Source organism: Pseudomonas sp. MEJ086, from assembly GCF_030209025.1.
In the GTDB taxonomy this organism is placed as follows: domain Bacteria; phylum Pseudomonadota; class Gammaproteobacteria; order Pseudomonadales; family Pseudomonadaceae; genus Aquipseudomonas; species Aquipseudomonas fulva_A.
Genome location: NZ_JARVSV010000035.1, coordinates 211,439 through 223,623 on the forward strand (window position 1 = coordinate 211,439; position 12,185 = coordinate 223,623).

Here is a 12,185-nt window from a genome sequence, read left to right on the forward strand (position 1 = left end):
GCTGCCAGACCTATAACAAGGAGATTACCTATATGGAAATGTTGACGCTGCTGATGCTTGGCGCGGGTGCCCTGAGCATTCTTCTTCTATTGATTCTGGTGGTCCGCATGCCGCCGTTCGTGGCCCTGCTACTGGTGGCTACCGGCCTGGCCCTGGCGGCAGGCGTGCCTGTCGAGCAACTGACCGAAGCCATCGAAGGAGGGCTGGGGAAAACCCTGGGGCACATTGCGGTGATCATTGCTCTGGGGGCGATGATCGGGCGCATGGTCGAACTGTCCGGTGGTGCTGAAGCGCTCGCCGGTTACATGGTGCGGCGCTTCGGCCAGCGACGCGTACCGATAGCCATGATGTTCACGGCCTTCGGGGTGGGGATTCCGGTGTTCTTCGAGGTCGGTGTGATCATGTTGATGCCGCTGGCCTACGGCCTGGCACGCTCGCGCGGCTTGCGCCTGGTGTCGCTGGCCCTGCCCATGTGCGCGGTGCTGCTGGTGGTGCATGCGTTGCTGCCACCACACCCTGGCATGGTCGCGGTGGCGGGGGAGCTGGGCATCGATATCGGCAGGATGCTGATGCTTGGCCTGCCGATTGCGGGGCTGACCAGCGTCGCGATCTTCCTCGCCAGCAAGGTGCTGACCCGTCGTCATCTGGCCATCAGCGACGATGTTGCCGCCAGCCTGACGAACGCCACGAGTACCGTCAGCAACGGAAGCCCGGCACTGCCACGGGCGGGGCTGGTCGCCAGCCTGATCGCGCTGCCCATCGCACTGATCATGCTCGGTACCCTGGCCTCGATGCTCATGCCGGAAAACGCGATGGGGCGCTCCCTGTTGATGTTCTTGGGTATTCCTTACGTCGCGCTGATGGTGGGTGTGCTGGCCTGCGCCTATCTGCTGGGCATTCGCAGAGGCATGCCGCTGGCGACGGTAAGCGAAGTGCTCGGTTCGGCGATTCCCGGCGTCGCCATGGTGATTCTGGTAACCGGTGCCGGTGGCGCCTTCGCCAGGGTTCTGGTGTCCACGGGCATCGGCGGGGCTTTGGCCGAGGCGCTGCAATCCACCGGCCTGCCGCTGCTGCTGATGGCCTTTTCCGTCACCCTGTTGCTGCGTGCCGCCCAGGGGCCCACGACGGTAGCCCTGATGACCACCGCTGGCATCATCGCGCCGCTGGTCGCGGAGGCATCCCTGAGCGCCAGCCAGCTGGCACTTCTCGGTCTGGCCATGGGGGCCGGCGGCATGGCGCTCTCCCACGTCAACGATCCGGGGTTCTGGATCGTCACGCGCATGCTCGGGCTGAGCGTGGCCGATGGCTTGCGCACCTGGACACCGCTTACCACCGTGGGTGGTTTCGTTGCGCTGATACTCATCCTGCTGCTGTGGCCGTGGGTCTGAGCCTGGCGGGATCGATCTTTTTCAGGAGATTCGAAACATGAGTGACCAACAGTTGCAGGCAACACCTGAAATTTTCGACGCACGAGCGGCCGAGCTGTTTCCCCCGGGCGCTGTCGTGCAGCGACTGGCCAGTGGTGCAACCTGGGGCGAGGGGCCGGTATGGATCGAGGACCAGGCCGCTCTGCTGTGGAGCGACATACCCAATGACCGCATGCTGCGCTGGAACGAGGAGCAGGGGCTCAGCGTGTGGCGAACGGGTGCCGAGTTCTGCAATGGCCATACGCTGGATCTGGATGGCTCGCTGTTGCACTGTTCCCACGGACTCAGGGCGATTCTACGTACTCGCCTCAGCGAGGGGCGTTCGCAGCCACTGGCCGACGACGAACTGGTGGTCAGCCACTATCAGGGGCGACGTCTGAATTCGCCCAACGATATCGTGGTCAAGGGGGACGGTTCGTTGTGGTTCACCGATCCACCGTACGGCATTCTCTCCGATCGAGAAGGGTACAGGGCCGAGCCCGAGCAGCGGCACAACCATGTATTCCGTTTCGACCCGATCATCGGTGCGCTGGAGATCGCCAGCGACCTGCTGGAAGAGCCCAACGGCCTGGCATTCTCACCGGATGAGCGGGTGCTCTACGTTTCCGATACCTCGGCGGCACTGCGTGCGGATGGCAATCATCAGGTCATCGCCTTCGATGTGCTGGGCGGGCGGGTGCTGGCCAATCCCAGAGTCTTCGCGGTGATCGAGCCTGGGCTGCCGGACGGCTTTCGTGTCGATGCCCGCGGCTGGCTGTTCATCAGCAGTGCCGACGGGGTGCAGGTCTACCACCCGGATGGAACCCGGCTGGCGCACATTCCCGTTCCCGAGAAGGTCGGCAACCTGACGTTCGGTGGTGCGAATGGTCGCTACCTGTTCATCGTCGCCAGCACCTCGCTGTATCGCCTGGAAGTACGGCCTGCGTTGTAGCTTGGAGGGTTCGGTCCGCGTAGCCTCGGTGGGCCGCTCCCCTAAGGGGACGTTCTAGTCCGCGGCGTGTTCTTCCTTCACCGCATCGATGAACGCCTGCATCGCCGAAGACTGGATGCGGTGGCGGCGGGTGATCAGGCCGTAGGGGGGCAGGCGGGGCACGAAGGTGATCGGTAGCACCTTGAGCAGGTGCTTGCCTGGATAGTCGTTGACCACCGAGACCGGGGTCACACCGATCATGTCGGTTTGCTGCAGCAGCGACAGCAGGGTCATGATCGAGGTGGTTTCGACGATGCTGCTGGGGATGTCGACCCGTGCATTGTGGAATGCCTGGTTGATGATGGTGCGCATCGGGCTCGGGTGCTGTTGCAGCACCCAGGTCAGGTCCTGCAACTCTTCCCAGGTCAGTTGCGTGGCGCCGGCCATGGGGTGCTGGGCCCCGGCGACCACGCACAGGGTTTCCTCGCCAAGGCTGTCGAACAGCAGATCATCGGTACGCGCGCCATCGGGAATCCTGCCGAGCACCACGTCGAGCTGATCCTGTTGCAGGGCCTGCACCAGCACGTCGCTGGTGTCGACCTGGATGCTCATGGACAACCTTGGATGGCTTTGCTTGAGGATGGCGATGGTGCGCGTCAGTAGCCCCGAGGCCAGTGCAGGAATGGCGCCGATGGTGACCCGGCCGAGGTTGCCCGACTCCAGCGCGACGAACTCCTCACGCATGCCCGAGAGCTCGGCGAAGATCATCTTGGCGTAGTAGATCGCCGTTTCGCCAAAGGCGGTGGCGCGCATGCCCCGCGGCAGTCGCTCGAACAGCTCGACGCCGAGCAGGCTCTCGGCCTCGTGAAGCATCTTGGTCGCCGCGGGTTGGGTCATGCCGATTTCTTCGGCGGCCCGGCGCAACGAGCCGAACTCCTGCAGGGCCAGCATCAGGCGCAACTGCCGCAGGCGCAGGCGGCTGTGGATGATGCTGGCGTCTGGAATGCGGGACATGGCGCGGCTCGTGACAGGGGCGATGGGCAAGGGTGACAAGAAATCGCGGCGCTCGCCAGTCATCAAGGAGCGCCCCGTTGCGGTTGCCAGGAACGAGCCGGCCTGCTGGCGATCACGAGACATGGCGAGCCTGCCCGGACCGGCGCAAGCCGAACATCGCCTTGAGGCCACGGGCCAGCAGCGGCCAGAACAGCATCACCAGAGCGGCGCTGGTCAGGCTGCCGACCAGCGGGTTGGACCAGAAGATCGACAATTGCCCGTCGGAGAACAGCATCGATTGGCGGAAGGCATCCTCGGCCTTGTCGCCCAGTACCGCGGCGAGGATCAATGGCGCGATGGGGTAGCCGAGCTTCTTGAACACATAACCCAGGGCGCCGAAAATCAGCATCAGGCCGACATCGAACATCGAGTTGTGCACCGAGTAGGCACCGATCGAGCAGATCATGATGATGATCGGCGCGATGATCGAGAACGGTATGCGCAGGATCGACGCGAACAGCGGCACCGTCGCCAGCACCACGATCAGACTGACCACGTTGCCCAGGTACATGCTGGCGATCAGGCCCCAGACGAAGTCGTGCTGTTCGACGAACAGTGTCGGCCCCGGGTGCAGGCCCCAGATCATCAGCCCACCGAGCATCACCGCAGCGGTGGCCGAGCCAGGAATGCCGAGGGTCAGCATGGGCAGCAGGGCGCTGGTGCCGGCGCTGTGGTCGGCGGTTTCCGGGGCGATCACGCCCTCCATCTCACCCTTGCCGAAGTTGTCGCGGTTCTTCGAGAAGCGTCGTGCCAGGCTGTAACTCATGAACGAAGCGGCGGTCGGCCCGCCGGGGGTGACGCCCATCCAGCAGCCGACCAGAGCGCTGCGTAGCCAGGTCAGCCAGTAGCGTGGCAGCTTGGCCCAGGTGCGCAGGATGGTCATCGGCGTGATGCGCGCACGCTCGCCACGAAACACCAGGCCTTCCTCGACCGTGCAGAGAATCTCGCCGATACCGAACAGGCCGATCACCGCCACCTCGAAGCTCAGGCCCGAGAGCAGCCAGGGCTGGTCGTAGGTCAGGCGCAGTTCGCCGGATACGGTGTCCATGCCAACGGCGGCCATGGCGAAGCCGATCATCATCGCCACCACGGTTTTCAGCGGCGGGTTCTTGCTCATGCCGATGAAGGTGCAGAACGCCAGCAGGTACACCGCGAAGAACTCCGGTGAGCTGAACGCCATGGCGAATTCGGCGATGCGCGTCGACAGGAAGGTCAGCAGCAGAACGCCGACCAGCGCACCGAGCAGCGCCGAGGTGAAGGCGGCGGTCAGGGCTTCACCGGCCTGGCCGTTGCGGGCCATGGGGTAACCGTCGAACGTGGTCGCTACCGACGAGGGCTCGCCGGGGATGTTGAACAGGATCGACGTGATCGAGCCGCCGAACAGCGCGCCCCAGTACATGCACGAGAGCAGGATGATCGCTGACACCGGTTCCATGGTGAAGGTCAGCGGCAGCAGCAGCGCCACGCCATTGGGGGCACCAAGACCGGGCAGCACGCCGACGAGGATGCCGAGCAACACGCCGATCACCATCAGGCCGATGTGATGCGGGGTGAGGATCAGCGCCATGCCCTGCATCAGAGAGTCGATTTCGCTCATCGCGGCGTCCCTCCGGCAATGGCCACCAGGTCACCCAGCACGCCGCTGTCCAGAGGCACCTTGAACCACAGGGCGAAGATCAGGTAGCTGGCCAGCGCCGCGCCGCAGGAAATCGCTGCCACGGTGGGTATTCCATAAGGGGTGCTGCGCTGGCGATCGCTCCACATGAACCAGGCGATGAAAACCGCCGAGGCCAGGTAGATACCGCTGAAGGGCATGACGACGACATACAGGACGATCGGCAGGAACACCGCCAGCACCTGGCGAAATGCCTTGCGGCTGACGAAGGCGGCGCTCATCGCGGGCGTGCGCAGCAGCGCCAGAATCAGGTTGCCGACACTGGCTGCGGTCATCAGCAGGCCGATGTAGAAGGGAAAATAACCGGCTTCGGGGCCGCTATCGCCCCAGCCGATGCCGATATCGATGCTGCCGACCATGACGATGCTGCCGAGGGCGGCGGTGAACAGCGCCAGGCCGATTTCCACCCAGCGGGTGGCTACCAGCGGCGTATCCGTGGTGTTGGACATGAGTGTTTCCTCGCTGTGGGCATACCCGTTACGGCGGCCAGCGCCGCCGTGCGACCTGCTGGCAGGACTAATCGCGCAGCCAGCCGGCCTGCTTGAACACGGGAATGACACGCTCGCGATCCTTCTCGATGTAGCTCACCAGTTCCTGCCCGGAAAGGAAGGTCGGGGCCAGGGCGGAGCGTTCGACGTAGGTCTTGAACTCCGGCGTCTGGCTGACCTTGCGCATCAGCTCGACGTAGAAGGCGCGCTGCTCGTCGCTGACGCCACCGGGCAGGAACACCGTTCTCGGAAAGCGGTACTGGTCGATGCCCAGGCCCTGCTCCTTGCAGGTCGGCACGTCGGCCCAGGACTGGGTTTCTGTGACCTTCTGGGTGTAGATCATGCGCTGCTGGCTGAACACGCACAGTGGTACCACCTGACCGCCACGCCACTGGCTGAGGCTTTCGGCCGGGTTGTTGAAGTTGGCAGCGATATGCTTGCCGGCCAGCTGGGTGGACGCTTCGCTGCCGCTCTTGAAGGGGATGTAGGTGATCTTGGTGGCTGCCTGCTGGCCGAGCAGCAGGGTCAGGGTCTGGTCGACATCCTTGGACTGGCTGCCGCCGATGCGCATCTTCGCCGCGTTCTTGGCCAGGTCCGCCTTGAATGCCGCGGCGTCCTTCCAGGGGGCGCCCTGATACGTCCAGAGAATGAAGTCGTCTTCGGCCACGGCGGCGACCGGGGTCAGATCGGTCCACTGATAGCCCAGCTTGGCCACCAGCGGCAGCAGGTAGACGTTATTGGTGCCGATCACCAGTTTGTGGGCGTCGCCATCGGCCAGCTTCATCTCGAGAAAGGCTTCGGCGCCGTTGCCGCCACCCTTGTTGAACACCACGGTGTTGACGTCGAGCAGCTTGTGCTGGCTGATCGCCGACTGGATCACGCGGCCGAGCTGGTCGGTGCCGCCACCGGGGCCACCCGCGACGATGATCTCCACGTTCTTCTGCGGCTTCCAGTCTGCCAGGGCGGTGAGTGGGGCGGCGCAGAGCAGACTGCAGGCCGCGAGCAGGGCGGGAACATAACGCGTACGGGCAATGTGCATGGGGGTTACCTCATTGTTGTCGTTGTTATGGGTTACGCCGAGTCTGCAAAGCGAGTCGATAAGCGTCTACTCAAAAGAACTGATACTCCGATAGCCTCAGGTTATGCCGCCGGCCCGGTAGAGCGATAACTCCAGGCTATGTCCGTATGAGAAGCTTTGATTAGACGGTTATCGTTGAGCGGGCCGATAGTTCGCTCAACCCGGCTGACCGTTCGTCGCTCGGTACTACAAGAACAACAATGCAGAGGTAGTTCCCCATGGCTCAGGTTCAACCTGTCGCCCTGCCGGTGCACGCTTCCCTGAATCAGTCGCTGACAGGCAGGCCGTGCCGCGCACACTGGCGTATCGTCTTCGCCTTCATCGTTTTCGCGTCGATCGTCCTGATCGCTCTTGGCACAGGGGCTGGCGCCATGCCGAGCGTGCAGGCGCTGATGCTCTGCAGCCTGCCTCTGGCTGCCGCGTCGTGGCAGTTCTCTCCTTCTTTCAGCAACGGTGGCTGCCAGCCCATAGCCACCGGGCCATTGCCTGCACAGCAGGTACCCCTTTTCTACCGTAACGCACGGCGCACCGTGCCCGATGTCATCCGCATGCCGGACGCATCTTCTGACCTGAGGACAAGCGCATGAGCAACTCGACCCTTCCCCGTCTGGCCATGGTTCTGGGTGATCCCGCCGGCATCGGTCCGGAGCTGATCGCCCGCCTGCTGGCCGAGCCGGAGGTACGCCGCAAGGCCCAGGTGCTGTTGATCGCCGACGAGGCCGAAGTGCGCCGCGGCATGGATATCGCCGGGCTGTCGTTCCCTTATCGCCTCATCGAGTCGACCGATGCGCTGCAGTTCACTGACGACACGCCGCTGCTACTGCCGTTTCGTGGTGGTGCCGAAGGCGACTTCCCGCGCAGCGAGGCCAGCGTGATCGGCGGTCGCTACAGCCTCGATACCCTGGAGCAGGCGTTGCGCCTGACCGCAGATGGAGTCACCGATGCCATTGTGTTCGGTCCGCTGAACAAGACCTCGCTGCACATGGCCGGCATGGGCCACAGCGACGAGCTGCACTGGTTCGCCGAATACCTGGGTTTCGAAGGGCCGTTCTGCGAGTTCAACGTGCTCGACAACCTGTGGACTTCACGAGTGACTTCCCACGTGGCGCTGGCCGAGGTGCCGGGGCTGCTCAGTCAGGATCGGGTGATCGAGGCGATCCGCCTGATCGACACCGCGCTCAAGCGCAATGGCCTGGCAAAACCGCGCATCGGCGTTTGCGGCCTGAACCCGCACAACGGCGACAACGGCAGCTTCGGCCGTGAAGAACTGGACATCATCGGCCCTGCGGTGGAGCGCGCTCGCGAGCAAGGCATCGAGGCCATCGGTCCTTACCCGGGCGACACCATCTTTCTCAAGGTGCAGGGCGACAGCCAGGCCTTCGATGCGGTGGTGACCATGTACCACGACCAGGGCCAGATCGCGATCAAGCTGATGGGCTTCTCCCGGGGCGTGACGGTGCAGGGCGGTCTGCCGATCCCGATCACCACGCCGGCTCACGGTACCGCCTTCGACATCGCCGGGCAGGGCAGGGCCAATGTCGGGGCGACCCGTCAGGCCTTCGAGATCGCCTGTCGCATGGGGAGTCGCCAGCGGGGCTGATCGTACCAACGCTGTTTCCGAGAACAACAATAACAAGGAGCCATTCATGGCTAGCTCACTTCGCAATGATCGGCGGCCCCTGTGGCCGTCGGCGGGCCGCTCTGTGCGCGGCGCAAAGGGTCAGGGGGAGGATCTGCCATGCGCCTGCTGACGCTGCTGATGTCCCGTCTGTTCGAAACCATCGTGGTGTTCTGCATGGGCACCATGGTGATTCTGGTGTTCTTCAACGTGGTGCTGCGCTACGGCTTCAACTCCGGTATCGCCCTGTCGGACGAGGGCGCCCGCTACCTGTTCGTGTGGCTGACCTTCATCGGTGCGGTGGTCGCCCTGCGTGACAACGCGCACCTGGGCATCGACTTGCTGTATCGCCGCCTGCCCGCGTTCGGCCAGCGTGTCTGCGCGGTGCTCGCCGAGCTGATGATGCTGTTCTGCGTCAGCCTGTTCCTGATCGGTAGCTACAAGCAGACCGTGATCAACATGGACAACCTGTCGCCCGTGGCCAACCTGCCGCTGGGGCTGATGTACGCCGCCGGTGTGGTGTGCAGCCTGGGCATGGCGGCAATCATGATCAAACGCCTGTACCTGCTGCTGTTCCGCCATATCGACCCGGACAAGGTCATGCCGCTGAGCCCTGAAGACGCACTGATCTCCGAGGTGTCGAAATGACCATCGTGGTATTCCTCGGCTCCCTGCTGGGTGCCATGGCCATGCGCATTCCCGTGGCGTTCGCGCTGCTGGTGGCCGGCGTCGCACTGATGATCCAGCTGGACACCTTCGACGCGCAGATTCTCGCCCAGAACCTGATCAGCGGCGCCGACAGCTTCCCGCTGCTGGCCATCCCGTTCTTCATGCTGGCGGGGGAACTGATGAACGCTGGCGGCCTGTCGCGACGCATCGTCGCCCTGCCCATGGCGCTGGTTGGCCACAAGCGTGGCGGCCTGGGATTCGTGGCGATCATCGCTGCCATGGTGATGGCTTCGCTGTCCGGCTCGGCCGTGGCGGACACCGCCGCCGTGGCGGCGATGCTCATGCCGATGATGCGCAAGGCCGGCTACGACCCGAACCGTTCGGCCGGGCTGATCGCCGCAGGTGGCATCATCGCGCCGGTGATCCCGCCGTCGATTCCCCTGGTGGTATTCGGTGTCGCCGGTGGCGTATCGATCACCAAACTGTTCATGGCTGGCATCGTACCGGGGCTGATGATGGGCCTGGCGCTGTGGATGACCTGGTGGTGGCTGGCGCGCAAAAGCGATCTGCCTTGTGGCGAGAAGGCGCCGTTCAGTGAAGTCTGGAAGGCCTTCCTCGATGGTATCTGGGCCTTGCTGCTGCCGGTACTGATCATCGGTGGTCTGAAGATGGGCATCTTCACTCCGACCGAGGCCGCTGCCGTGGCGGCGGTGTATGCACTGTTCATCTCGCTGTTCGTGTACCGCGAGCTGAAGGTCCGCGACCTGTTCAAGGTGTTCCTCGACGCCGGGCGTACCAGTGCGGTGGTGATGTTCCTGGTGGCCGCAGCGCTGGTCTCGTCCTGGCTGATGACCATCGCCGAGCTGCCGATGCTGGTCAGTGGGCTGCTCGAGCCACTGATCGATCGTCCGCAACTGCTGCTCGTGGTGATCATGGTGATCGTCCTGCTGGTCGGCACCACCATGGACCTGATGCCGATCGTGCTGATCCTCACGCCGGTGTTCATGCCGGTGATCAAGATGGCCGGTATCGACCCGGTGTACTTCGGCATCCTGTTCATCCTCAACACTTCCATCGGCCTGATCACGCCGCCAATCGGCAACGTGCTCAGCGTGATGAGCGGCGTCGGCAAGGTGCCGCTCGACGGTGTGATGCGTGGCGTGACGCCCTTCCTGTTCGCTCACCTGGGGGTTCTGGCGCTGCTGGTCATTTTCCCCGAACTGGTAATGACGCCCATGCGCTGGTTCCTCCCCTGAGTCTGGTTTTCCCTCACTGCAAGGAAGTAACGATGAAAAACAACAAGAAGAAAATGGTGCATCTGTGCGGCTGCGTTCTGTTGCTGGCCTGTTCGGTCTGGCGAGCCGATGCGGCGACCACCCTGCGTTTCGGCTTCGCCGGCTCGGACAGCGACACCCAGAGCCTGGCGGCGAAGGAGTTCGCCCATCGGGTCAAGGACGGCTCCAACGGTGAGCTGCTGGTGCGCCCGTACGGCAACAGCATGCTGGGCAACGACCAGGCGATGATCGCCGGCGTGCGCGGTGGCACCATCGAACTGGAAATGTCCGGCACGCCCAACTTCAGTGGGCTGACGCCACGCATGTCGGTACTCGATCTGCCCTTCGTGTTCGCCGACAGCGCGCATGCCTATCGGGTGCTGGACGGCGAGATCGGTCAGAAGCTGCTCGACGAACTGGAGGCCCACAACCTCAAGGGCCTGGCCTACTGGGAAGTGGGTTTCCGGGACATCACCAACTCGCGCAAGCCGGTGCGCGTGCCGGACGATGTCAAGGGCCTGAAGATCCGCACCTCCAGCAACCCGTCGCAGATCGAGGCGTTCCGCCTGCTGGGCGCCAACCCGCAGCCGCTGCCGCTGGCCGAACTCTACAACGCGCTGGAAATGCGTGCCGTCGATGCCCAGGAACATCCGCTGAGCATCACCTGGTCATCGGGTTTCTACGAGGTGCAGAAGTACCTGTCACAGACCCATCACGCCTACACCGCGCTGATCGTGGTGATGAACAAGAAGAAGTTCGACGCCATGCCGGAGGCTCAGCAGAAGCTGCTGGTCGATTCGGCCCGTGCCGCCGGTCGCTTGCAGCGGCAGATGAATGCCGAGAACGACGGCAAGTTCCTCGTCGAGCTCGAAGCCAAGGGCATGCAGATCGAAAAGGACGTCGACCGCGAAGCCTTCCGCAAGGCCGTTTCCGCCCCGTTGCGCGAGACCTTCATCAAGCAGTACGGCAGTGATTTGCTCGAGGCCATCGACGCTCAGCGTTGAATGCCATTCACAGGTTCGCGGTGCCCTGGCACCGCTTCTAGGAAGCAAGACCATGAGTCAGGAAATTCTTCTTCTGGTGCAGAAATGCGCCCACACCTTCAGCTTCTACGATGTCGAAAGCGGTGATGCGATCAAGCACATCCGCCTGCCGGAGTTCCCCCACGAGTTCGTGGTCGATTCGCGCAATCGCTTCGCCTATGTCGGCCATTACGGCATCGAAACCTCCAGCCATGAAGGCGAGGGTGGCTGCTCGGTGTTCGTCATCGATCTGGAAAAGGGCGAGCACGTGCGCACCCTGAGCATCTGGCCGTTCCGCCGCCCCCACGGTTTGGCGATGGACGATCAGGATCGCCTCTATGTGCTCAGCGAGGGCGACTCGACCCTGCTGATCTTCGATCAGCCACACATCAAGAACACGCCGGATCGGGCGATTCCATCCGGCGGCTACAAGAGCCACCTGGTGGCGCTGACCCGCAGTGGCGAAACCGCCTTCGCCCTGAACCTGCTGAGCAACACCATCACTCGCCTCAAACCGCAGGACCCGACCGTCGCGCCGCTGCCCGTGCAGCCGGGGAGCATGCCCGAGGGCAACTGCTTCAGCCGCGACGAGCGCATTCTCTACGTCGCCACCCGCGGCGATAACAGCATCGTCGCCGTGGATGTCGAGAGCCTGGAAGTGACTCGCCGCGGGCGCACCGGCGCCGACCCGACGCGCATCTATCTGGATCGCCAGGATCGTCTGTACGTGACCAATTATGCGGAGCATTCGATCTCGGTGTTCAACCCTGCGCTGGAAGAAATCCACCGTATCGAGCTGGACACCCATGCCATCGCCATGAGCCTGCACCCAACCCGCGATCTGGCCTTCGTCACCCTCAAGGATCAGCGCGTGGGCATGCTGGATCTGCAGACCTTCACCTTCCAGCGTTACTTCCACACCCTGCTCGAACCCGATGTATCCCAGGTCATCGTGCGCTGAAGTCCCGTCA

The 12,185-nt window shown here is 63.6% G+C and carries 12 protein-coding genes; 8 read left to right on the forward strand and 4 right to left on the reverse strand.

Annotation, left to right across the window (positions count from 1 at the left end):
• The first annotated feature begins 32 nt into the window (after positions 1 to 32).
• Together QRN22_RS22220 and QRN22_RS22225 are read left to right on the forward strand one after the other, a co-directional pair.
• Positions 33 to 1,388, forward strand: coding sequence for a GntT/GntP/DsdX family permease (locus QRN22_RS22220; RefSeq protein ID WP_042554650.1), 1,356 nt, complete (start codon positions 33 to 35; stop codon positions 1,386 to 1,388).
• 37 nt (positions 1,389 to 1,425) lie between these two features.
• A complete protein-coding gene (locus tag QRN22_RS22225) occupies positions 1,426 to 2,358 on the forward strand; it encodes an SMP-30/gluconolactonase/LRE family protein (protein WP_042554651.1) in 933 nt (310 codons plus the stop codon).
• Between the two features lie 54 nt (positions 2,359 to 2,412).
• Here QRN22_RS22225 and QRN22_RS22230 read toward each other — a convergent pair whose 3' ends face one another.
• The 4 genes from QRN22_RS22230 to QRN22_RS22245 all read right to left on the reverse strand — a co-directional run bounded on the left by QRN22_RS22230 (position 2,413) and on the right by QRN22_RS22245 (position 6,592).
• Positions 2,413 to 3,351: a LysR family transcriptional regulator gene (locus tag QRN22_RS22230; RefSeq protein ID WP_042554652.1), complete on the reverse strand. Its 939-nt coding sequence runs from the start codon at positions 3,349 to 3,351 to the stop codon at positions 2,413 to 2,415.
• A gap of 112 nt (positions 3,352 to 3,463) precedes the next feature.
• The gene (locus QRN22_RS22235) at positions 3,464 to 4,987 is read right to left on the reverse strand and encodes a tripartite tricarboxylate transporter permease (RefSeq protein ID WP_042554653.1); all 1,524 of its coding nucleotides are present in this window, start codon (positions 4,985 to 4,987) and stop codon (positions 3,464 to 3,466) included.
• Positions 4,984 to 5,514, reverse strand: coding sequence for a tripartite tricarboxylate transporter TctB family protein (locus QRN22_RS22240; protein ID WP_042554654.1), 531 nt, complete (start codon positions 5,512 to 5,514; stop codon positions 4,984 to 4,986). The genes QRN22_RS22235 and QRN22_RS22240 overlap by 4 nt, the downstream gene beginning before the upstream one ends.
• 67 nt (positions 5,515 to 5,581) lie before the next feature.
• On the reverse strand, positions 5,582 to 6,592 hold the full coding sequence (locus QRN22_RS22245; RefSeq protein ID WP_197077032.1) for a Bug family tripartite tricarboxylate transporter substrate binding protein: 1,011 nt from the start codon (positions 6,590 to 6,592) through the stop codon (positions 5,582 to 5,584).
• Between the two features lie 257 nt (positions 6,593 to 6,849).
• Here QRN22_RS22245 and QRN22_RS22250 point away from each other — a divergent pair, with 257 nt between their 5' ends.
• The 6 genes from QRN22_RS22250 (at position 6,850) to QRN22_RS22275 (ending at position 12,175) form a co-directional block, all read left to right on the forward strand.
• Entirely contained in the window at positions 6,850 to 7,218 is a 369-nt protein-coding gene (locus QRN22_RS22250; RefSeq protein ID WP_042554655.1) for a hypothetical protein, read from the forward strand.
• Positions 7,215 to 8,231 carry a 4-hydroxythreonine-4-phosphate dehydrogenase PdxA gene (locus tag QRN22_RS22255; RefSeq protein ID WP_042554656.1) on the forward strand — a complete coding sequence of 339 codons (1,017 nt, stop codon included), beginning with the start codon at positions 7,215 to 7,217 and terminating at the stop codon, positions 8,229 to 8,231. Before QRN22_RS22250 ends, QRN22_RS22255 begins: the two co-directional genes overlap by 4 nt.
• Positions 8,232 to 8,369: 138 nt before the next feature.
• Positions 8,370 to 8,897 carry a TRAP transporter small permease gene (locus tag QRN22_RS22260; protein WP_042554657.1) on the forward strand — a complete coding sequence of 176 codons (528 nt, stop codon included), beginning with the start codon at positions 8,370 to 8,372 and terminating at the stop codon, positions 8,895 to 8,897.
• Entirely contained in the window at positions 8,894 to 10,174 is a 1,281-nt protein-coding gene (locus QRN22_RS22265; protein ID WP_042554658.1) for a TRAP transporter large permease subunit, read from the forward strand. Before QRN22_RS22260 ends, QRN22_RS22265 begins: the two co-directional genes overlap by 4 nt.
• A gap of 32 nt (positions 10,175 to 10,206) precedes the next feature.
• Positions 10,207 to 11,196, forward strand: coding sequence for a TRAP transporter substrate-binding protein (locus QRN22_RS22270; RefSeq protein WP_052493817.1), 990 nt, complete (start codon positions 10,207 to 10,209; stop codon positions 11,194 to 11,196).
• A gap of 52 nt (positions 11,197 to 11,248) precedes the next feature.
• Positions 11,249 to 12,175: a YncE family protein gene (locus tag QRN22_RS22275; protein WP_042554659.1), complete on the forward strand. Its 927-nt coding sequence runs from the start codon at positions 11,249 to 11,251 to the stop codon at positions 12,173 to 12,175.
• The last annotated feature ends 10 nt before the right edge of the window (positions 12,176 to 12,185 follow it).